The sequence below is a fragment of the Gordonia sp. CNJ-863 genome, assembly GCF_001942325.1.
In the GTDB taxonomy this organism is placed as follows: Bacteria; Actinomycetota; Actinomycetes; order Mycobacteriales; family Mycobacteriaceae; genus Gordonia; species Gordonia alkanivorans.
This window is the reverse complement of sequence record NZ_MKKG01000014.1, coordinates 21,586-42,994: the sequence shown is the minus strand read 5'-3', so window position 1 is coordinate 42,994 and position 21,409 is coordinate 21,586. Positions and strand designations below refer to the sequence as shown.

Genomic DNA, 21,409 nt, shown 5'->3' with positions numbered 1-21,409 from the left:
CACCACGGTTGGCCGACCGTGTCGTGCGCGCCATGCGCCGGCGCCTCAGAGCGAACGTCGCATCGCGAGGGCGCGGCGCTTGACTCGCCGCAGGACATTGGCTGCGCGCGTCTTCATCGGCGGTCCGACCTTGGGCAGCGGCGCGGCGAGGACCATCGAGGCGATCGTGTCGAGAGCCACGTCGAGCACCTCGCGATCGGAGGGCATCGGCGCGTCGTCGGCGGCACCGTCCGCCGACACCTCGAGGTCGGCGAGGTCGCCTGCGACGTCGTATCCCGCGCTGCGTACCGCCTCCACCATCGTGGCCGCCTGCGCGGCGGCCCACTGCCGGTGTTTGACCGTCAGCCCCTGGGGCGCGCCCGAGCGCGCCTCGAACAGGATCTCGCCGATCACCTGCCCCTTGATGATGCGTTCGTACCGGCGCCATTCGATGGTCTCCGGCTGCAGGCGCTGGTTCAGACCGCGGAGGAACTCGGCCTGCGACGCCGACAGCGAGCTGTTGAGGCTGGGCACCGGGATGTTCAGCGGTGCCGCGTCGACCTCCAGGACGCGGAGGAAGCGATCCCAGAGGGCGTCGCCCTGCGCCGGCCGACCGCGCGGCACGGTCACCACGTGGACGCGTTCGGGTCCGACGAACTTCGCCCACTTGGCGAGGATGCCGACGTGGTCCTGGAACTCCCAGAACGGTTCGTCCTCGACGAGCGGACCGGCATTCTCCGCGGACACCTCACCCACCGTGTTCGATTCCGCCGCGAACGCGACCGCGTCGACGAACTCGTCGAAGGAGGCACGCCGCTGGTTCTTGACGTTCTCCTGCCAGACCGACGGGAGCTGGCGGGCGAGGTCGCGAACCGTTGCGATGACGTGCACCTCGTCGGCGAACGACAGATCGGCCAGGAGCCGCTCGATCTGCTCGCTCGTCGCGGTGCTGTAGAGCTCATGCGACAGCAGCGAGGTCTGGGGCCAGGCCCGCATCTGCCCGAGCAGCTTGGGCCACACCCCGGAGAAGGCCGGGTCGGCCCAGTCGAGGTAGCGCTCTGGCTGGAGGTGGACCGCGGCGTGGAAGTGATCGGAGATGACGTTGCCCGGATAGAGCAACCCGGACGTCTGCAACGCCAGGTCACGGTTGCGCCAGAGTCGATCCTGCAGGTGCGTGGTGCCGGTCTTCGGGAGGCCGATGTGTACGTAAACGACGGACATGATGACTCGAGCCTAGACTTTTGCCCACGATGATTCTTTTCGGCGCGCATCGGCCCGACGACGGATTTTGGGCTGACTGATCCCGGCTGGTAAAGTTGTCCGCTGTTGCGGTGACGCCGTGAAGATCCTTCACGCGCCGACGCCGCGCGGTGCGAGTTCGGGCCAACCGGTCCGCCGCCCGACCAGAACAGACAGACATATCCACCAGCAACGACAGAGGTAACACGCGTGGCGAACATCAAGTCTCAGATCAAGCGCAACCGCACCAACGAGAAGAACCGGCAGCGCAACGTGTCGGTGAAGTCGGCCCTGCGTACCTCGATCCGTAGCTTCCGCGAGGCCGTCGAGTCCGGCGACAAGGACAAGGCTACCGAGCTCGGTCAGGCTGCGAGCCGCAAGCTCGACAAGGCCGCCAGCAAGGGCGTCATCCACGCCAACCAGGCCGCCAACAAGAAGTCGGCCATCGCTCTCGCGGTCAACAAGCTCTGAGCTGACCCACTCCGACCTCCGGGTCGCCTCGGCGCATGGCGCGCCGCCATATGTTCATACTCACGATCACCCCGGTAGCATCCACGCGGTTGCCGGGGTGATCGTCGTTCTTCTCTGCTGAGAGACACCGTCCGCCCGGCCGCGCGCGGTTGAGTCGCTCCCCTCGCCTGGGTGAGAAGTCGTCCCCGTGACTGGCGCCCGAGGGCACATTGCCCCCGCTATCGCGTCAGGGGGACGAGTTTCGACGCCGATCCGCTGACCGAGACTCGGCCAGTCGGCAGTAGCCGATACCTACTGCCGACTCAGTTCCGACGACGCCCGTCCGGCCGGAGATCTGCAACCGCGGCGACGGCGTAGGTCAGTGCGTAGTCGGCATCGGCGGCCTGTCCCTTGACATCGCCGTTGAGTTTCGCGACCACCCCGACCGCGCGGGCGATCGACTCCGAGTCCCATGCCTTGGCCTTCGCCTGCACGCTCTTGACCCGGTTCGGCGGCATGCCGAGTTCGGAGGCGGCGGCGAAGTGGTCGATCGACCCCATCGGCCGGATGCGGGCGATGGCGTGGACGGCTTCGGCGAGGGCGTCGGCCAGGAGTACGCGCGGCACTCCGTGGTGCAGCGCCCAGGCGAGCGACTCGAGTGCTCCGGCCCGGTCCCCCAGGACTGCTTTGTCGGCGACCTCGAAGCCGGTCACCTCGGACCGGCCCTGGTAGTACAGCTGCACGCTCTCGCGGTTCACCTTGCCGCCGGTGTCGGCGACGAGCTGGGCGCATGCGGCAGCGAGCTCACGCAGTTCGGAACCGACACTCTCGACGACCTGCTCGACGACGTCGGCGCTGACCTTCACACCGAGTGAGCGGAACTCGTTGCGGACAAAGGTCATCCGGTCCGATGCCCACTTCGGCGCGGTGGTCGCGTGCTCGACGGCGCCGGCCTTCTTCAACGCCGGAACCATCGACTTCGCGCGTCCCCCACCGGAGTGGATCACCATCAGCGTGATGCCCTCGGGCAGCGACGTGGCCGTCGTCGCGATGAGCGCCGCCGGCTCCTTACCGGCTTCGGCAGCAGACTCGACGACGACGATGCGTTCCTCGGCGAACAGTGACGGGCTCAGCAACTCGGCGAGCTCGTGTTCGCTGACGTCACCCGCACGCACCCGGGTCACCGGGACCGGTGTGCCCGCCTCCTTCGACGTCGCCTCCGCCACCGCGGAGATCACCCGGCCGGTCAGGAAGTCGTCGTCTCCGAGGAGCAGGTGCAGGCGATCGGTCACGTGCTCATCGTGCCAGATCGGGCCGACATGGCTGCGGGGACTACGGCGGCGGTCCCGGCGTCGTGCGTGCGGCCCGGCCCGTGCCGGGCGGTTCTCAGACCACGGACCTACGACGACCCCGCGAGCCCGTTCTCCAGCGCGTACAGGCTGGCGCCCACCCGATTCGACGCCCCGATCTTCGTATACGTCCGCTCGACATGATTGCGCACCGTCTTCTCGCTCAGAACGAGCTTCGACGCGATGTCCCGGTTGGACAGCCCACGCGCGACGAGTCCGAGGATCTCCCGCTCCCGCCGCGTCAACGCGTCGCTGTGCCGCGCCCGGGTCCGCGCGTGTCCGGCGGCGGCGAGAACGGCCTCGACGCAGTCGGCGTCGAGTTCACCGCGATGGGCGCGGCGCTCGAGCCGTGCGACCGCCTCGTCCGTCGACATCGCCGCCCGGTACGGCCGGGGTTCGACCGCCGACCGATACGTGACTGCGGCAGCGAGAATACGCTCCGGCTGCCCGAGCGCCGGTCCGTTGAGTCCCAGTGGATAGCCGGTCCCGTCGAGGTGCTCGTGGTGGGTCCGGGCGATGCGTGCCACGTCCCGGAGACCCGGGATGCGCGTGAGGACGCGGTCGGTGAGATACGGGTGCATGCGGACGCGCTCCCACTCCGCCGCGGTGAGGTCCCCGGCCTTCGACCAGATCTGATTCGACACCCCGATTCGCCCGACGTCATGAAGCCACCCCGCACGACGAGTCGCGTCGATGTCCGATCGTTCGACACCGAGGTGCCCCGCAGCCGATTCGGCCAGCGCCGACACTCCGCGTGAATGCCCCAGCGCGAAGGGACATTTCAGGTCGACGAAATCTCCGATGGCGAGCAGCAGATGGTCCAGTCCCGGATCGTCGAGACGGAGCTCGGCATCCGGCGCGATCGCCAACGCCAGCTCCCACGGATCGTCGGAGTCAGCCGGGAAGAGAGTCGCGGGATCGTCGACGAAGGCATCGACGACGTCGGGATCGAAGTGCCCTCCCCGCCGGCTCCGCGCCATCGCGACCGCTCCGTCGACGCCATACGTGCGCTGGTGGACCTCGGCCATGTCGGCCAGTTGTGCCACCCGCATCTCGATCGGGATCTCCACACCGGACACCCCGCCGGGAAGCCCTCCCCCGTCGAAGCGCTCGAACGTGTAGGTGATCGCCTGCTCGACGTCGGGACCCAGTCCGATGTGGCCGGCCAGCGCAGCCGCCGACAGGCAGTGCGAGTGCACGAGTGCCGCGATATTGCCGCGCGAATCCCGGAAGAGTTCGGCCATGATCTTCATCCGATGCGGAAGTGATTCTCCGCGAACGAGATTGCCGATGAGGAAACGCAGATACGGAAGTCCCGACCAGTCGACGAGATAGGCGTCGCGGCGCACCGCGATGTCGTCGCCGAACCAGCGCGCGTACTCGGCGGAGTCGGCGTGACAGCCGATCCACATCACGAGCGTCGCGTAGTAGACGGTGTCCTGTTGCGATCGGTCGAGCCCCAGCCGGCGCGCCAATCGCGTGGCGATGACCGCCGACCGCAGCATGTGCTCGGCTGGCTGACCGAGTCCGAGGTCGATGGCGACGGACAGGCCGGCCAGCACCTCGACTCGACGCGGAAGCACCCTTTGCGGGCTCATGACGTTCATTGTCGCGCTCATCGCCTCGGGTGTCAGGCGACTCGCGCGTGCGCCGGCCCCGACGCTCGACGCGCACGCAGCCCGGGCACCAGCATCGGGACGCGACGCCGATACTCGACATAGTCGTTCCCGAAGTCCCGGATCAGATCCCGTTCCTCCAAGTGGATACCGATGAAGATGTATCCCGTTGTCGCGCAGGCGAACAGAAGATGTCCGGCGGTCATCGTCGGGGCCACCCAGAACGCGATGACGAAGCCCAGGTAGATCGGGTGTCGCACGATTCCGTACCAGAGGGGTGTGATGAACCGATACGGCGGGAGCGGCCGCCGACGCGCGTTGGCGACCACCTGTCGCAGACCGAACAGGTCGAAGTGGTTGATGTGGAACGTCGAGGTCAGGACGAGGACCCAGCCGAACAACGACGCCGCGACGAGGACCCACCGCAAGGCCGATGTGGAGACGTCCCACACGGTGGTGGTGATCGGATGCCACCACCAGAGCAGAGCTGCCAGGCACGCGGTCGCCGCCAGGACGTAGGTGCTGCGCTCGATCGGCTGGGGCACGATGCGCGTCCACCGACGTTTGAACCCGTCGCGCGCCATGACGCTGTGCTGCGCGGCGAACAGCGTCAGCAGTCCGAGGTCGACCACCACCGCCGCCACGACCCCCGTCGACGGCCCGCCACGATCGATGGTCCGCGGCACGATATCGACGCCGCCGATGACGATCGAGGCGTTCTCGACGAACGCGATCGCCCACAGGAACACCACCAGGAAGGCGACGTAGGCAGTCACCCCATAGGCGAGGTAGACGGTGCGGGTGAGAAGGGTTGCCGCCGGGGCGGTGTCCGTTGGCGACGGCGATTCCATCGTGGTCATGTCTGTACTCCTGTGTCGGTGAAGGCGTGCGTGGTGTCGTTTGCGGCGTCGGGTGCATCGAAAGCCGATCGGCCGACGAAGAACAGTCCGCGTTGCGGGAGGGGGATGTCGCCGATGCTGATCTGTTCGTCGAGTGGTGCGGGAGAACCGAAAGTCTCACCGTCCAGCCACGCCCGGCTGTCGGCGACGCGCCAGACGTACAGCGGTGTCCCGCGGAACTGCGGCCCGTTGGGGGTCCGGGCGCACATGCGGATTCGGCCGGCGCGCAGCATGAGCGTCGCCATCGGCCCGACGGCGTGCAGCATGGTCCGGCTGCGCCACGCTGCGGTGGGCGTCGCACCGCTCAGCGTGGTCATCAGCCGGGTCGCCGGTGACGAGGCCAGCTCCACCGTCCAGCGGAGCGTGTCGCCCATCGTCACCTCGAACGTCTGGTCGTCGGCCCATCCGACATTGATCGACGGAACGCGCCGTGTGGTCGCGCCCGCGCCGAAGTAGCGTGGGCAACTCTGGTCCGGCTCGGTTGTGGTGTAAAGCGTCCAGAGGCCGTGCGGATCTCGATGCCAGACGGACCGATACGCGGGTCCGATGGAACTGGCGACCATGTCGCGCAGGGCCAGATAGTGGCTCGACGCAAACGGCAGGCCCATGACGCCGTACCCGGCGAATCGCTCGTCATCGCCGTCGGCGAGCCGTGGGTGAGCGCGGGCTTCGGTGACGACTTCTCGGGGTGTATGTGTGTTCATGACCCCAGCGTCGTCCGCGACCCGCCTCACCCGCGTGGGGCATCTGCCTCAACTTCTCCTCACCCGAACACCTCGACACTGGCCCACCCCGGACCGCCGAGGGTGTGCGCGCACCAGATCATCCACCACAGTTCCGGCCCCAGCGCACGGACCAACAGTTCCGCGATCCCCGCGCCGACCCCATCCGGTGGACCGATCGCACCCACGAGGGCAGCAACGGTACCGACCACACTGATGACCGCGACGACGGGCGCGACGAGCAGATTGGCGACGATCCCGACCACCGACAGCTGACCGGTGACCAGCACGACGATCGGAGCGGTGACGACTTGCGCGGTGACCGCCATTGCGATCACCTCCGCCAACCCCGGTGGACACCGCCACCCCCGCAACCGATCCCGCAGCCGCGGTGCCCACAGCACGATGGCGCAGGTGGCCGCCACCGACAGCGCGAAGCCTGGTTGCAGAGCGAGTTCCGGCCACCACAGGAGACCACCGATCACCGCGGCCCCGAGAGCCGGCATCGACTGCGACCGACGCGACGCGAACAGCGCCAGCACCCCGACCGCACCCATCAGCGCTGCCCGCAACACGCTCGGCGTGGGTCGGACGAGCATCACGAATCCGAGGATCACCACCAGCCCGACGACCGCCGCGGCACGCGGTGGCACCCCGATGCTCCGGACGATGAGAAGCGCAGCGCCGCAGACGATCGCGAAGTTCGCCCCGGACACCGCCGTGAGATGGCTCAGTCCGGCGGCGCGGAAGTCGTCGCGCAGATCCTCGTGCACGCCACTCTCGTCGCCGAGCACCAGACCCGGCAGCAGACCCGCGGCCTCCGGATCGAGGCCGCGGGTGGCCACCAGCTGCAGGCGTTGCCGGATCGATCCGGCGACTCGCTGATACGCGGGCGGGCCGCCGATCAGCTTCGGAGTCGAGGCGGTCAGCGATGCGACGAGGAGCGTTCGGCTCGGCGGTGGCCGTACCTTCACGACCGCGACAACCCGTTGGCCGGGCAGCAACCCCGACCATGCCCGCGCCGCGGCACGCAGGTCCGCGGGCGCGGACGTAACCCGCTGACCGCCAATCTGTTCGACGCCTACGCGTACGCGAATCCGCCCCTGCCTCGCCGGTCCGATCGGGGTCGGATCGCTGCGCAGGGTCATGACCGCCGTCGCCTTGCCCGACACGTGTGCCAGCGGGTGGTCGGCGCGCGCCTCCTGCCGGAGCGCGAGCGATGCCGCACAAGCGGCGGCCAGACCGGCTCCCACGACGACGAGCCCCACCAACTCCCAGCCGAACCGGCGGGAACCGACCACACCGACGACGGCCACCAGTGACGCGACGATCGCCATGCCGACGCCGACACCAACGGGGGCCATCAGACCGCACGCCGTCACCGACCACACCACCACCGCCGGCACCAGCAGCCGAAAGTCCATCCTCAGACCGTCACGAGGTCACGAAGTCTGGCCAGCCGCGCCGGACCGATCCCGTCCACCTCGGCGAGCTGACCCACAGACATGAAGCGGCCGTTGCGTTCTCGCCAGTCGAGGATCGCCTTCGCCGTCACCGGCCCGACCCCGGGCAGCGCATCCAGTTCGGTCTCGGTCGCCGTGTTCAGGTTGACCCGACCGCCGGCCTCCGCCGCCGACGACGCCGGTGGCGGACTGCCCGGGCCCGCCGAGGGACCGGGCGCCGGCGCAGCACCTTCCGCACCGACCACCGCACTGCGCATCGACATCTGCCCCTCACCACCGGCGTAGCCCACGAGGACCTGATCGCCATCGCGCAGGACCTGAGCAAGATTCAGCGACAACAGATCCGCACCCTTACGGGCGCCACCGGCCTGTTCGATCGCCTCCGCGACCCGTGCTCCGGGAGCCAGACGAACCAGTCCGGGTTTGTTCACGAGGCCGACGACACTCACGACCAACTGCGCCGGCGTCGTACTCGGTTGCGCGGCAGTCGGCGCCGACACCTCTGACGTCGACGACGGTCCGGGTGCACCGAAGTCCACCACCGGCGTCGTATCCGTTCCGCGGAACAGTCCGAATCCCGCCACGACGCAGGCGATCACCCCGACCGCGATCAGCGCGATCGCCGCGGGCGGTGCCACGGCAAAGCGTCGGCGTGCAACAGGGTCGTCGTCCTCGTCCCAGTCCCCGCCCGGAGAGTCGGCGTCCGGGTCGAGCACGTCGTCGAATCGCCCGACCCGACCACGCCGCGGTGGCGACGGCGACGGCGACGGCGGCGCATCCAGCCACGTCGGCATCCCGCCGATCCCCCAACCGGGATGCGCGGGCTCCTCGACTGCGACAGCCGCGCCCGGGTCACCGACACCGGGCGGCGGGTCGGATTCGGCAGCGGCCGGAGACAGATCCCGACGAGCCGGCGGCTCGACGACCGGTCCCAGACGGTCCAGCGGATTCCGCCGTCCTGATGCGCTCATGGCGCCACACGCTAGGGCGGTTCAGTGCCGAATCGACGTGGCCCGGCGCGCAGCCGAGAGATCTGTGGACAGCAACCAGACTGTGCACCGATTCCCGATTCAGGTCCCGACCGGACCGCGCTCAGCTCTCCTCGAGCCCTTCGATCGGGTCGAGGTGCGAGGCGATGACGATACCGACCGATCCGGGACCCACATGGGAGCCGAGGATCGGTCCGAGGTCGACGGTCAGCTCGGAGGTCACCATCCGTAGACGGTTGCGCAGCGTGGCGAGGACTTCCGCCGCGACGTCCGGGGTCTCGCAGTGCTGGACGCCGACCGTGACCGCGCGTCCTCCTGCGGATTCGACCGCCGCGTCGACCATCTTGTCGAGCGCCTTGGAGAAGGTGCGGTGACGTTCCTTGAGCTGGAGCGTGCCGTCGACCATGTGCAGGATCGGCTTGATCGACAGTGCCGAACCGAAGAGCCTGCCGGCGGCGGAGATCCGGCCGCTCTGGCGCAGGTTGTCGAGCTGCTGGACGCACAGCAGCGAGTCGACGGTCGCGGCCTGCCGGATCGCGGACTCGTACACGCGATCCCGGTCGGCGCCGTTCGCGGCCGCCTGCGCCGCCCCGATGGCGGTGAAACCCACTGCGAGACCGACGGATCGGGAGTCGACGATGCGGACCTGCCCGGAGAACTTCTCGGCTGCCAGCCGCGCCGAGCTCCACGTGCCGGACAGCTTTCGCGACATGTGCACCGCCACCACGCCGGCACCTTCGCTCGCTTCGAGTGCCGACTCGAAGTACTCCGTCAGTTCACTCGGATTGGCACCCGAGGTGGTCACGCCCGGTGTCGACACCACATCCTCCGGGATGTAGTCGACGCCCTCGCGGTAGTCCTTGTCCTCGATCGTGACATGTAGCGGGACCTGCCGGATCCCGTAGTGCTCGGTGACCGACTCCGGTAACCGAGACGACGAATCTGTGACGACGACGACAGGCACCCGTCTACGTTAGCCGGTTCACCGGTCGGACCTCACATGGGAGTCGCGACGTCCGTCGACTACGTGTTCGCCCGACTCTTCTCGACCACGGGCGTCACCAGATCGGCGATCTGACGATGGCAGGAGAAGCCCCAGTGGATGCCGTCCGGGTTCATCGCCGCCGCCGGATCCTCGAAGGCGTCCCGCGTCACCGGATAGAAGTCGACGCAGGGCAACCCGTGCTGCTCCGCCCACCGCGCCATCGCCGCCGTCGTCGGAATTCGGCCCGTGTGGACATGGCCGTAATACGGGCTGCTGTGCGTCGGCGGGAGGCACACGACGATCGGCAGATCCGGACGGAGCTGTGAGAGGGCCTCATGGATCTTCTCGAGATATTCGACGGTCACCTTCGGCGGCAACGCCAGCGGCCACCCCAGACGCGCGCCACGGGGTTGCACCCACGAGTACGCGTCACGCACCAACTGCCGCAGCCGATTCGGTCGCACGTAGCGAATCTGCTCGCGCAGCGCGGTCGGCAGCGGCGAGGGCAACGTGTCCATGCCGCCGAACGCCAGCACGACGACATCGGTGTGCGGCACGGTGGCCCAGATGTTCGGGTCCTGGGTCAGCGCCCACCAGACGTCGCGGCTCGTCCAGCCGATCCGGCCGAACAGCTTCACCGGCAGGTCCACGTCGGCGCCGACGAGTGACGGCCAGATCCGCGGATCGTTCGCGGGCAGCCCGCCGACCGGACCGTAGTAGGCCAGCGAATCGGACAGGACCATCATGCAGCGCTCTCCCGAGGGGGCGCCGCCGTTCACGTCGGTCACTGAACGGCGGGGTCCGAGTCCTCGGCCGACGCGTTCCACACGTCGAGCCGCCACCGCGGAAGGTCGCCGGGCACACCATGGCCCGACAGCTGCACCCAGCTGGTGTTCGCGAGACCACCGAAGACCGGCCAGTTGTCCACCGGCAGACCGAGGAGCGCCGCGGTCATCGCCGCGATGACCCCACCATGGGCCACCAGCACCACCGGCGCCTCGGGATTGTCGCCGACACCCCAGTCCGGCAACTGCTCGATCAGCTCGTCGACCAGCGGAGTGGAGCGCCTCGCCACGTCGACGCGGCTCTCGCCACCCGGCGGCGTCCAGGTCGCGTCGTCGCGCCACACCGCCCGTGCGCCCGGCATGACCTCGTCGACGTCGAGATGCGTCAGACCCTGCCACTCGCCGAGATGCGTCTCACGAAGGCGCACATCGGTTGTCACCGGAAGGCCGGTCCGCTGTGCGAGAGCCTCCGCGGTGTCGCGGGCACGCTTCAGGTCCGACGACCAGATCACCAGCGGTTGCCGCTTCGCCAGTTCGTTCGCGGCCGAATTCGCCTGCCGCACACCCAGCTCGGAGAGGTCGGTGTCGAGCTGGCCCTGCATACGGCTGCCCGCGTTGTACTCGGTCTGCCCGTGGCGCAACAGGATCAGCCGCCGGACGACCGGGGTCAGACGCTCGACCGAAGTGTCGTGGGTGTCGGGACCCCCGCTCACGTAAGTCCTTCGACCTCGACGACCGGGCAGTCCTTCCACAGACTCTCCAGCGCGTAGAAGCGGCGCTCGTCGGTGTGCTGGATGTGCACGACGATCTCGGCGTAATCGAGCAGCGCCCAACGCCCCTCACGGGTGCCCTCGCGACGCAGCGGCTTGTGCCCGGCCTCGCGCAACTTCTCCTCGACCTCGTCGACGATCGAATTGACCTGTCGCTCGTTGTCCGCCGACGCGATGACGAAGGCGTCGGTGATCACCAACTGTTCCGACACATCGATCACCGTCACCTCATGGGCGAGCTTCTCCGCGGCCGCCAGAGCAGCCACCTTGGCCATCTCCAACGCTTCAGCTGACGCAGTCACACAAGTCCTCTCGAAATTCCCTCAGGGCTCGACACCCGCTCGCTCCGCTCCCGGCGCGGACACCCCGGGCGACGACGCCCGAGGCGCACGATACAGCTTCCTCTTCGCGATGTACTGCACGACGCCGTCGGGCACCAGGTACCAGACCGGACGACCCTGCGCCGCACGTGTGCGGCATTCGGTCGACGAGATCGCCAGCGCCGGGATCTCCAGCAGGTGCAGCGTGTCGTCCGGCATCTGCGCGAGATGCTGGGCCAGATGGGTGGCGTCGAGCTCGTAGCCGGGCCGGCTCACGCCCACGAAGCGAGCGAGGTCGAACAATTCCTCCCAATCCTGCCAGGACAGGATCGACTCCAGCGCATCGGCGCCGGTGATGAAGTACAGCTGCGCGTCCGGCAGTTGCTTCCGCAGATCGCGCAACGTGTCGACGGTGTAGGTGTCGCCGTCCCGGTCGATGTCAACGCGACTCACGCTGAACTGCGGATTCGACGCCGTCGCGATGACCGTCATCAGGTACCGGTCCTCGGGCGGACTCACCGTCGTGTGCTCGCCCAGCTTCTGCCACGGGCGCCCGGTCGGGACGAAGATCACCTCATCCAGTTCGAAGCGATGAGCGACCTCGCTCGCCGCCACCAGGTGCCCGTTGTGGATCGGGTCGAACGTGCCACCCATCACGCCGATGCGGCGCGCACGATGGCGGTCGGTTGACATGGACGGTCAGTCTACGCGGTGACGCCGCGCTCAGATCGGCAGCAGGTCGGCGATGACCGTGCCGAGCTGCGTCGCATTGCGGCATTCGAACATGTCGATGACCTCCGCGTAATCGGTGGCGGCCGAGTCACCGGTCCCCCAATGCTCCTTCGCCTCGGGATTCAACCAGTAGGCGTGACGGGCACGTTCGACGAGTTCGGCGAGCGCATCGACGTGCGCATCGTGATAGTTGTTACGGCCGTCGCCGAGGACCAGCAGCGCTCCCCGATGCGTCAGCGTCTCCGCATAGTCGCCCACGAAGCCGGCGAGCATGTTCCCGTAATCCGAATGCCCGTCGCGCGTCGAGATCCGTGCGGTCGAGATCATGTGGTGCATCGCCGCACCGAAGTCCTCTTCGCCGTGGTCGAAGAACTCGGTCACCTCGTCGACGGTGTCGACGAACGCGAACACCCGCACCTTCGAGAACTGTTGCCGGAGTGCGTACACCAGTCGCAGGGTGAACTGGCTGAACCCGGCGACCGACCCCGACACGTCGCAGATGATGATCAGCTCCGGGCGGCCGGGACGCGGCTTGCGGTGACTGAGTTCGATCGGGACACCGCCGGTGGACATCGACGCACGCAGGGTCTTGCGCACGTCCACCGCACCGCGATGGGCCCGGCGTCGTCGCGTCTCGAGCTTCGCCGCGAGCAGCCGGGCCAGCGGCTCGATGGTCTTGCGGATCTCCACCTGCTCCTTGGCGCCCGCGGACAGGAAGTTGACGTTCTCCGGCAGCGGCGGCACCGCGTACGCGCCGACCTTGTCACGGCCGTTGCGGTCGGCCATCCGACGCTGCGTCTCGCGTTCGATCGCGGCCCGCAGATCGGCGGCCTTCTGCCGGGCGGCCTGCCGGTACAGCGGCTCCGTGCCCGGCCGGCCCGCGTCGCCCTCGCCGTCCCCGGCCATCGCCGCGGCGATCTTGGCGATCAGCGTCTGCGGGCTCACCGCGGAGATCGCTTGGTAAGCCGAGAAGGCCTCACCCTTCGTCGAGCCATAGCGTCCCAGCTCGTCGACGATCATCGCAATCGCCTGCTCGAGTCGACCGTCACCGGCCGCCGAGTCGTCGGCCAGCATCTCCGCGAGCGCGTCCCGTACCGCCTCGACGTCGAGGTTGCCGTCCTCGTCGCGCGGCAGGTCCTCGGTGATGGTGCGCATCCCCGCGCCCACCGGGAACCACAGATCGAAGACGCGGTCGAAGACCCCGCGATGCGAATTGTCGACGAGCAGCGTCGTCGCCAGACCCTCGCGGAGGCGGGAGCGCTCCAACAGGTCGAGGACCTCCATCGCGCTCGCCGCGTCGATCAGGGCCGACGGCCCGACGACGATCCCGCGACGGCGCAGCTCGTCGACGAAGTCGGTGAGGTGCGCGACGAGCGGAGTCGTCATCAGCCCAGCTTGAGTTCTTTGAGAGCCGTCTTCAGATCGGGCCGGTGCTTGAGCACCACACCGAGCGTGCGCGCGATGAGGCCGTCGTCGAGGCCGCCGCGCTTGGTGTCGGCCTGCTCACCCGCACCGAGTGCGAGCAAGGTGTTGGCCCAGTCGATCGTCTCGGCCACCGACGGCTTCTTGCGGATGTCCAGCGTCCGCAGCACGCCGACGATGCGCACCAGCTCCGCGCTCAGCGACGCCGACAGATTCGGTACCCGCGATGCGAGGATCTCCTTCTCCCGCTCGGCGTCGGGAAAGTCGATGTAGAGGTACAGACAACGACGCTTGAGCGCCTCGGACAGTTCACGGGTGGCATTCGAGGTGAGCAACACGATCGGGCGACGCTGCGCGGCAACCGTTCCCATCTCGGGGATGGTGATCGCGAAGTCGCTGAGGACCTCGAGGAGCAGACCTTCCATGTCGACGTCGGCCTTGTCGACCTCGTCGATCAGCAGCACGGTCGGGCCCTCGCGCGAGATCGCCTTCAGCAGCGGACGCGGCAGCAGGAACTCGTCGGAGAAGATGTCGGTCTTCGCCTCTTCCCAGGCGCGGTTGCCGGTGGCCTGGATGTGCAGGATCTGCTTGGCGTGGTTCCACTCGTAGAGCGCCCGCGCCTCGTCGATGCCCTCGTAGCACTGCAGGCGGACGAGTTCGGCGTCCGTGGCCGCGGCGATCGACTTGGCCAGTTCGGTCTTGCCGACACCGGCGGGCCCCTCGACCAGCAGCGGCTTGCCGAGCCGGTCGGCGAGGAAGGTCGACGTCGCGGTGGCGTCGTCGGCGAGGTAGCCGGTCTCACGCAGCTTCGAGACGACGTCGTCGACCGACGTGAACGACGGGACGACCTGCGGTCCGGAGGCGGTGTACTCGGCGGGGGTCGTCATCAGGCCGGCCGAACGTGGCCGTTGCCCCAGACCAGCCACTTGGTGGAGGTCAGTTCGGGCAGGCCCATCGGGCCGCGGGCGTGCAGCTTCTGGGTGGAGATGCCGATCTCGGCGCCGAACCCGAACTGCTCGCCGTCGGTGAAGGCGGTGGAGGCGTTGACCATGACGGCGGCGGCGTCGACGCGGCGGGTGAACTCGTCCGCGGCCGCGAGGTCGGTGGTGATGATCGCCTCGGTGTGCCCGGTGCCGTAGGTGTCGATGTGCGAGACCGCGGCGTCGAGATCGTCGACGACCTTCAGCGCGATGTCCATCGACAGGTACTCCTTGTACCAGTCGTCCTCGGTGGCCGGTTCCATGCCGGGTTCGTCGCCGTGGATGACGACGCCCTGGGACTGCAACACCTGGGTGATCCGGGGCAGCGCGTCGGCGGCGACGGCCTTGTCGACGAGGACGGTCTCGGCGGTGTTGCAGACACTCGGCCGGCGCGTCTTGGAGTTGAGGATGACGCGGACGGCGACGTCGAGGTCGGCGAGCGCGTGCACGTAGACGTGGCAGTTGCCGACGCCGGTCTCGATGGTCGGGACGGTCGCGTTGGAGACGACGGCCTCGATGAGTCCGGCACCGCCACGCGGGATCACGACGTCGACGAGCCCGCGGGCGCGGATGAGTGCGGTGACGCTCGAGCGATCTTCGCTGGGCAGCAACGACACCGCGTCGGCGCTGACTCCCTTGGAGGACAGGGTCTCCCGCAGGATGCGGACGAGTTCGGCGTTCGACGACCGAGCCGACGACGATCCGCGGAGCAGCACCGCGTTGCCCGACTTGAAGGCGATGCCGAACGCGTCGACCGTGACGTTGGGACGCGCCTCGTAGACGATGCCGACGACACCGAGGGGAACCCGGAGCTGTCGGAGCTGGAGTCCGTTGGGCAGGGTCTTGCCGGCGACGACCTCACCGATGGGGTCGGGCAGGACCGAGACCTGCCGCAGACCGTTGGCGATGCCGACGACCCGGGCTGCATCGAGACGGAGACGATCGAGCAGGCTCGCCTCGGTGTCCGCCTCCTCGGCGCGCTTGATGTCCTCGGCGTTGGCCGCGAGAATCGTCTCCGTGGCGGCCTCGATGGCGTCGGCTGCCGCGAGCAGGATGTCGTTCTTGTCCGCTGTCGTCAGTCCACCCAGCGAGCGGGATGCCGATTTCGCAGCTCTGGCGAGTCCGAGGACGACCTTCTCGGTGTCGGACTCGCCTGTTGCGACGGAGGGCTCTGCGGTGGGTGCGCTCATCAACTTCCTCGACTTCGCGGGTGGTCGCCGCGACGAGGTCGTCGCGGGAGATATGCCGTTCTCAAGAGTAGCGCCGGGCCGCGCACGTCCCCAAAGAGATCCGGTCCGGTCAGGCGCGGGACCACCACTTCGAGCGTCGGGACGACTCTTTCGCGTGCCCGTCGCACCACTGGGAGTCGGGGACGCGGCGCTTGAGGGCGTCGACATGACGACCACAGCCCGACCAGGTGGTCTTGCCACACGTTCGACAGGTCACCGGTTGACACATGTTCTGAGAGTCCTTTCGTCTGCACTCGCCGTAACTATACCCCAGGGGGTATATTGGTCAGAGTTATCGTCCCTTGACAGTCAGACGACCCCGGAACAGAAAGAAGAACCCATGACCCCCACAACCGAGACCCACCAGCCCCGATTGACCGTGGAGCGGATGGTGCCCGCGCTTGCGGGCGTGATGGTGACGGTCAGCGTCATCCTCGTGCTGACGGTGTCCCCGTGGTGGACCGTGCTCACCCTCTTCGTGGCCGCAAATCTGCTGCTCTACAGCGCGGTCGGGTGGTGCCCGGCCAGCCTGCTCATGGCGAAGGCCGGACTCCCGCGCGCCTCATGTCCACGCTGAGGGCCCAGCACCCGACCCGCGAACACCCATCCGACGATCATCGAAGAGGGAGGGCCGATTCCTCGGCCCCCCTCTTCCGTTCCCGTAACCGTCACCCGGCGGGCGTCCGGGCCCGCCCCTCATGCCAGGGCGAGGAACAACTTCTCCAGCTCCGCCTCCGACAGCGGGGCCCGCTCACCGTCCACAGCCTCGACGCACTGCCGCATCCCGGACGCCACGATCTTGAAGCCGGCACGATCCAGAGCTCGTGACACCGCTGCGAGCTGCGTGACCACGTCCGTGCAGTCCCGACCCGCCTCGATCATGGCGATCACGCCCGCAAGCTGGCCCTGAGCGCGTCGAAGCCGATTCAGGACAGCACCCATAGCCTCGTCGTCGACGGCCGCACGGACCCTCACATCACTGGTCACTCCGACCTCTCCTGTCTCGGCATTCCGCCGTTTCCGCAACCGATCGATATCGGCCCCTTGACCCAAGGATACCCCCAGGGGTATGTTCGACGCCAGATTGGATACCCCTAGGGGTATAAAACGAAAGGATTCTCATGTCGTCGAATTCGGCCTTGTCCGAAGACGAAGCAGCACCTGATACCTCGGGTCCCACAGCCGGGCTCCTCGGACGCTGGGGCGCGACGATGGCGGGTCGCGCCCGTTGGGTTTTCGGCGTCTGGGTCCTGCTCCTGGTGGTCCTGGGAGCGGCGGCACCCTCGGTGTTCTCCTCCCTCGCCGGCGCCGGATGGCAGGCCAACGGGTCCGAGTCCGTCCAGGTCCGCGAGCTGGCCCAGCAACACTTCGGCGGAAACTCCTCGGCGGCGGTCCAGGTGGTCGTCCACTCCGACCGTGACCGCGTCGAGAGCCCCACGGTCCAGGCCGTCGTCGGACAGATCACCGAACTCGCGGCGACCGATGACCGATTCGCCCAGGTCGTGCCACCACAGCCGGGGATGTCCATCAGCCCCGACGGTCACACCGGCATCGTCCTCATCGGCGCTGCCGCCAACACCGACGACATGGTGCGGGCGGTCGACGAACACAAAGACGAGCTGACCGGTCTGTCCGGCAACGGCGTCGAGGTCTATCCGACCGGCGCGTCGGCGTTGTGGAGTGACTTCAACAAGGCCAATCACGACGCGATGATCAAGGCCGAACTGTTCTCCTGGCCCGTCACCCTGACCATCATGGTGCTCGCCTTCGGATCGCTCGTCGCTGCCGGACTCCCTCTGCTGCTGACCATCGCCGGACTCGTCGCATCCGCGGGCGGACTGGTCCTCCTCAACCAGGTCACCCCGATCTCCGTGTGGGCCATCAACTTCGCCATGATGTTCGCCCTGGCCCTGGGCATCGACTACGCACTGTTCATCGTGTCGCGCTTCCGCGATGCGATCCGCGGCCACGCCGACGACATGCGTGCCGCGGTCGCCGAAACCATGGACACCGCAGGAAAAGCGGTGTTGCTCTCCGGCATCACCGTCCTGGTGAGCCTGTCGGCGGTGCTGCTGGTTCCCGCACCCGCGGTGCGCACGATGGCCGTGGGCATCATGCTCGCCGTCGTCTTCGTCCTGGCCGCCACCCTGACCTTGCTGCCCGCCGCACTGGGCAAGCTGGGTCCCCGGGTCAATGCGGTGTCGTTGCCGTATGCCCGCCGCCAGCAACACCGTTCACCCGTGTTCGCCCGCTGGGGACTCTTCCTGCACCGTCACCCCTGGACGGTGGCCGCCGGCTCCCTCGCTGTTCTCATCGCGCTGTCGATCCCGGTGTTCGGCCTGAAGGTCGCGATGCCGTCGATCACCGTCGTCCCCGAGGACGCGCCGGTGCGTCAGGGCTACGAACTCGTCCAGTCACAGATGGGCGAGGGCGCACCCGGCATGCTGCAGATCGTCGCACCCGCCGGCGAGGCGCAGCAGACCGCCGCGATCGCCTCCAAGTCGCCGGGGATCGAGATGGTGACCCCTCCGATGCCCGCCGCTGACGGCTCCGATTACGTTCTCATGCAGGCACTTCCGTCAGTCGACCCGTCCGATGAGCAGATGGGCACGATCGTCGACGACCTGCGCGGCGCCCTGCCGAGCGATGCACTGGTCGGTGGCGCACCCACCGAGAACCTCGACCTCCAGCAGGCCCTGAACGACTACTTCCCGCTGGTCGTCGCCGTCATCCTCATCCTGGGCTTCGTGTTGCTCCTGGTCTCGCTGCAGGCACCGCTGATCGCCCTGATCGGCACCGTGGTCAGCCTGTTGTCGACGGCAGCTGCCTTCGGCGTGGCAAAGCTCATCTTCCAGGACGGCCACCTCGCGGACCTGTTGGGCTTCACACCCCAGGGCTTCCTCGACGGGTGGGGACCGGTGTTCTTCTTCGCGATGATCTTCGCGATCGCGATGGACTACACGGTCTTCCTGCTCGCCACCACGAAGGAACACTTCGAGCGGTCCGACAGCGCAACAAGTGCCCAGGTCGACGGGATGGCCCATTCCGGCCGGATCATCTTCGCCGCGGCAGCGGTCATGGTGGCGGTGTTCTTCACCTTCGCCCTGGCCGAACCTCTCCCCCCGAAGGAGATGGGCATCATCCTCGGTGTCGCCGTCCTGCTGGATGCCGTTCTGATCCGCCTCACCCTGCTTCCGGCAATGCTGCGGATCACGGGCCGCGCCGCATGGTGGTCACCCGCCTGGTTGCGTCGCGTCCTCCCGAAGATCAGCTTCGCGCACTGACCCCCGAACCGGTTCCGTCCCGGGCCAACGGATGACAACCCGTGTGGCCCGGGACGGGGCCGATATGAAAGGAAGACAATGTCACTCGCACTCAGCACCACGATGAGCGTCCCCTTCGACGAAGCGGTCGAACGCACGCGCGCCGCGCTCGCCGACCAGGGTTTCGGCGTCCTCACCGAGATCGATGTCCAGGCCACCCTGAAGAAGAAGCTCGACGAGGACATGGAGCCGTACCTGATCCTGGGCGCCTGCAATCCGCCTCTGGCCCACCGAGCACTCGGGGTCCAACGTCAGATCGGATTGTTGTTGCCGTGCAATGTCGTCGTCCGGTCGGACCCGGACCACCCCGGCACGACACTCGTGGAGGCGATGAATCCGGCTCTGATGGTTCAGGTCTCGGGAGAGCCCGACCTCGAGTCCGTCGCGCGCGACGCCGCCACGAAGCTGCAGGCCGCGATCGACGCCCTGTCGGATCAGTCCTGACCCCGACGACCCCGGAAAAGAATCCCCTGACACGACAGGAGTTGTCATGACCCGCTTCGACTTCTACTTCGATCCCGTGTGCCCCTTCGCATGGGCCGCATCGCGATGGCTCACCGACCAGGCCGAGAGACACGATGACACCGTCGCCTGGCACGTGATGAGCCTGGCCGTCCTGAACGAGGATCGGGAGCCCGCGTCGGACCAGCAGCGCCGGCAATGGGACACCTCGCGCCGTCTCGGCCGGGTCTTCATGGCCGCCATCGCGAAGAACGGCGCCGATTCGGTTGAGCCGCTCTACACAGCGATGGGCCGCCGCATCCACCACGCCGGTGATGAGATGACCCCCGCTGTGGTCGCCGAGATCCTCGCCGAGGCCGGGCTCCCTCCCGAATTGGCCGACGCCATGGACGACGACTCGTGGGACGACACACTGGGAACAGCGCACCAGCGGAGCCAGGAAGCACTGGGAGAGACCGGCGGCAGCCCCATCACCGGCATCAACGGCACTCACTTCTTCGGCCCGGTGCTCTCCGACATCCCTACCGGCGACGAGGCGCAGGCGCTCTACTCCGCGATTACCACAATCGGTGCCACCTCAGCGTTCTCGCAGCTCAAGCGTCCCACGGGTGGGCGACCGACGTTCTCGGCCTGACCTGGTCGAGCGCTCGGCCAGCGGACCGGCCCGGCCGCACTTAGGGTGACGAACGAGTGTGGAGCCGGGTTGGTGAGGAGTGTCGGACGTGCCGAACCGCCCTCTACGGCAAGCTGTTCCTCCGCGAACCCGCCGGACTCGCCCGTCTCGGGTGCATCTTACTCATCCTGGTCGGCGTCGTGGGATTGAATCTGCTGCACAACGCATCCGGTGGCGAAACCGCCTGAATCACGTCAACCGGCGCAACGGAGCGCGTCGGCGAGCACCTCCCGTGACTCCACGTCGATCGTCAAACCGTATGTCACGCTGACGGTCACGAACTGGATCGCGTACTGACACCAGAACCCGCGCGCCGGCGGCATCCAGCGCGCCGGTTCCGAGTCACTCTTGTCCTGATTCGACGCCCCGTCGACGGCGACCAGGTTGGCCGGATCGTTCGCGAACTCGAGTCGTCGGCCGAATTCCCACGACCACGCGCCCATGTCCCAGGCGTAGGCCAGCGGCACGATGTGATCGATCTGCACGGTCGACGCCCCACGGTCACGACGGAACACAACGAACTCGCCGCTGTACGGACTCCGGAACTCCCCGGCGACAACCGCTCTCGGGCAACTCGGGACCGGTCCGGCCCGGATGTCCTGCAGATCGCGGGCCAGGATGTCGTTGCGGGTGTCGCATCCGTTGCCACCGCCGGCCACGGCCACCGCATCCGTCCACGCCGAGCCGAACGCCCTCCGGTCGTAGTCGTCGCGGTCCGGACGCTGCGCGTACACGGGGATGGACGCCAAGCGCGCCAGTGCTTCTCGCGCCGTGGCCCGCACCCGCGGGTCGGTGTCGGGGCGCGGACCGAAGCCACCCGACCCCACCGCGACCACGATCGCCGTGACCACCGCGAAGACCAGCAACCACCACTGCCTCGCCGACCACGACCCGGATGCCGAACCGTTCCGGCCGATCCACCGCAGACGCATACGCAACCGCCGCAGCGTCGGCGAACGGAACGTCGCCTCGTGAAGGACCATGGGACTTTGACGTAATGCGGTCCCGCACGGTTCCACAAG

Annotated in this window: 23 protein-coding genes; 6 read left to right on the top strand and 17 right to left on the bottom strand. The window is 68.0% G+C overall.

Features of this window, described 5'->3' with window-relative positions; translation table 11 throughout:
- Positions 1–45 precede the first annotated feature (45 nt).
- Complete coding sequence (locus BJF87_RS09290; protein ID WP_006359334.1) at positions 46–1,200, bottom strand: hypothetical protein; 1,155 nt, start codon at positions 1,198–1,200, stop codon at positions 46–48.
- A 228-nt stretch (positions 1,201–1,428) separates the two neighbouring features.
- On the opposite strand from BJF87_RS09290, the gene rpsT reads away from it, so the two are divergent.
- Positions 1,429–1,689 (top strand): 30S ribosomal protein S20, encoded by a 261-nt coding sequence (gene rpsT / locus BJF87_RS09285; RefSeq protein WP_006359335.1) that lies wholly within the window; start codon positions 1,429–1,431, stop codon positions 1,687–1,689.
- A 302-nt stretch (positions 1,690–1,991) separates the two neighbouring features.
- On the opposite strand, the gene holA is transcribed toward rpsT, so the two are convergent.
- The 14 genes from holA to BJF87_RS09215 all read right to left on the bottom strand — a co-directional run bounded on the left by holA (position 1,992) and on the right by BJF87_RS09215 (position 15,890).
- On the bottom strand, positions 1,992–2,960 hold the full coding sequence (gene holA, locus BJF87_RS09280; protein WP_006359336.1) for a DNA polymerase III subunit delta: 969 nt from the start codon (positions 2,958–2,960) through the stop codon (positions 1,992–1,994).
- 107 nt (positions 2,961–3,067) lie between these two features.
- On the bottom strand, positions 3,068–4,624 hold the full coding sequence (locus BJF87_RS09275; protein ID WP_075862978.1) for an HD domain-containing phosphohydrolase: 1,557 nt from the start codon (positions 4,622–4,624) through the stop codon (positions 3,068–3,070).
- Positions 4,625–4,647: 23 nt separating this feature from the next.
- The gene (gene mddA / locus BJF87_RS09270; RefSeq protein WP_075862977.1) at positions 4,648–5,493 is read right to left on the bottom strand and encodes a methanethiol S-methyltransferase; all 846 of its coding nucleotides are present in this window, start codon (positions 5,491–5,493) and stop codon (positions 4,648–4,650) included.
- On the bottom strand, positions 5,490–6,236 hold the full coding sequence (locus BJF87_RS09265; protein WP_075862976.1) for a hypothetical protein: 747 nt from the start codon (positions 6,234–6,236) through the stop codon (positions 5,490–5,492). The genes mddA and BJF87_RS09265 overlap by 4 nt, the downstream gene beginning before the upstream one ends.
- Positions 6,237–6,295: 59 nt before the next feature.
- Complete coding sequence (locus BJF87_RS09260) at positions 6,296–7,678, bottom strand: ComEC/Rec2 family competence protein (protein WP_075862975.1); 1,383 nt, start codon at positions 7,676–7,678, stop codon at positions 6,296–6,298.
- A 2-nt stretch (positions 7,679–7,680) separates the two neighbouring features.
- Positions 7,681–8,688 carry a ComEA family DNA-binding protein gene (locus BJF87_RS09255; RefSeq protein ID WP_075862974.1) on the bottom strand — a complete coding sequence of 336 codons (1,008 nt, stop codon included), beginning with the start codon at positions 8,686–8,688 and terminating at the stop codon, positions 7,681–7,683.
- Between the two features lie 121 nt (positions 8,689–8,809).
- Positions 8,810–9,670 (bottom strand): DegV family protein, encoded by an 861-nt coding sequence (locus BJF87_RS09250; RefSeq protein ID WP_006359342.1) that lies wholly within the window; start codon positions 9,668–9,670, stop codon positions 8,810–8,812.
- A 59-nt stretch (positions 9,671–9,729) separates the two neighbouring features.
- Positions 9,730–10,437, bottom strand: a complete 708-nt coding sequence (gene octT, locus BJF87_RS09245; RefSeq protein ID WP_230461963.1) for a diglucosylglycerate octanoyltransferase — start codon at positions 10,435–10,437, stop codon at positions 9,730–9,732.
- Positions 10,438–10,475: 38 nt separating this feature from the next.
- Complete coding sequence (locus BJF87_RS09240) at positions 10,476–11,189, bottom strand: histidine phosphatase family protein (RefSeq protein WP_006359344.1); 714 nt, start codon at positions 11,187–11,189, stop codon at positions 10,476–10,478.
- Positions 11,186–11,548: a ribosome silencing factor gene (gene rsfS, locus BJF87_RS09235; RefSeq protein WP_035751282.1), complete on the bottom strand. Its 363-nt coding sequence runs from the start codon at positions 11,546–11,548 to the stop codon at positions 11,186–11,188. Before rsfS ends, BJF87_RS09240 begins: the two co-directional genes overlap by 4 nt.
- A 21-nt stretch (positions 11,549–11,569) precedes the next feature.
- A complete protein-coding gene (gene nadD, locus BJF87_RS09230) occupies positions 11,570–12,259 on the bottom strand; it encodes a nicotinate-nucleotide adenylyltransferase (protein ID WP_035751281.1) in 690 nt (229 codons plus the stop codon).
- Between the two features lie 30 nt (positions 12,260–12,289).
- On the bottom strand, positions 12,290–13,684 hold the full coding sequence (locus BJF87_RS09225) for a VWA domain-containing protein (protein WP_035751279.1): 1,395 nt from the start codon (positions 13,682–13,684) through the stop codon (positions 12,290–12,292).
- Entirely contained in the window at positions 13,684–14,607 is a 924-nt protein-coding gene (locus BJF87_RS09220) for a MoxR family ATPase (protein WP_051405848.1), read from the bottom strand. The genes BJF87_RS09225 and BJF87_RS09220 overlap by 1 nt, the downstream gene beginning before the upstream one ends.
- Positions 14,607–15,890 carry a glutamate-5-semialdehyde dehydrogenase gene (locus BJF87_RS09215; protein WP_035751275.1) on the bottom strand — a complete coding sequence of 428 codons (1,284 nt, stop codon included), beginning with the start codon at positions 15,888–15,890 and terminating at the stop codon, positions 14,607–14,609. Before BJF87_RS09215 ends, BJF87_RS09220 begins: the two co-directional genes overlap by 1 nt.
- Before the next feature lie 379 nt (positions 15,891–16,269).
- Between BJF87_RS09215 and BJF87_RS09210 the strand changes: the two genes are divergently transcribed.
- Positions 16,270–16,506 (top strand): DUF2892 domain-containing protein, encoded by a 237-nt coding sequence (locus BJF87_RS09210; RefSeq protein ID WP_035751273.1) that lies wholly within the window; start codon positions 16,270–16,272, stop codon positions 16,504–16,506.
- A 119-nt stretch (positions 16,507–16,625) separates the two neighbouring features.
- On the opposite strand, the gene BJF87_RS09205 is transcribed toward BJF87_RS09210, so the two are convergent.
- Complete coding sequence (locus BJF87_RS09205) at positions 16,626–16,871, bottom strand: metal-sensitive transcriptional regulator (protein WP_035751379.1); 246 nt, start codon at positions 16,869–16,871, stop codon at positions 16,626–16,628.
- Positions 16,872–17,050: 179 nt separating this feature from the next.
- On the opposite strand from BJF87_RS09205, the gene BJF87_RS09200 reads away from it, so the two are divergent.
- The 4 genes from BJF87_RS09200 to BJF87_RS09185 all read left to right on the top strand — a co-directional run bounded on the left by BJF87_RS09200 (position 17,051) and on the right by BJF87_RS09185 (position 20,575).
- Positions 17,051–19,213, top strand: coding sequence for an MMPL family transporter (locus tag BJF87_RS09200; protein WP_006359352.1), 2,163 nt, complete (start codon positions 17,051–17,053; stop codon positions 19,211–19,213).
- 78 nt (positions 19,214–19,291) lie between these two features.
- Positions 19,292–19,696 (top strand): DUF302 domain-containing protein, encoded by a 405-nt coding sequence (locus BJF87_RS09195; RefSeq protein WP_006359353.1) that lies wholly within the window; start codon positions 19,292–19,294, stop codon positions 19,694–19,696.
- A 46-nt stretch (positions 19,697–19,742) separates the two neighbouring features.
- Positions 19,743–20,348 carry a hypothetical protein gene (locus BJF87_RS09190; RefSeq protein WP_035751269.1) on the top strand — a complete coding sequence of 202 codons (606 nt, stop codon included), beginning with the start codon at positions 19,743–19,745 and terminating at the stop codon, positions 20,346–20,348.
- A gap of 56 nt (positions 20,349–20,404) precedes the next feature.
- Positions 20,405–20,575, top strand: coding sequence for a hypothetical protein (locus BJF87_RS09185; protein WP_230461813.1), 171 nt, complete (start codon positions 20,405–20,407; stop codon positions 20,573–20,575).
- A gap of 6 nt (positions 20,576–20,581) precedes the next feature.
- Here BJF87_RS09185 and BJF87_RS09180 read toward each other — a convergent pair whose 3' ends face one another.
- The gene (locus BJF87_RS09180; RefSeq protein WP_035751268.1) at positions 20,582–21,370 is read right to left on the bottom strand and encodes an HNH endonuclease family protein; all 789 of its coding nucleotides are present in this window, start codon (positions 21,368–21,370) and stop codon (positions 20,582–20,584) included.
- Between the last annotated feature and the right edge of the window lie 39 nt (positions 21,371–21,409).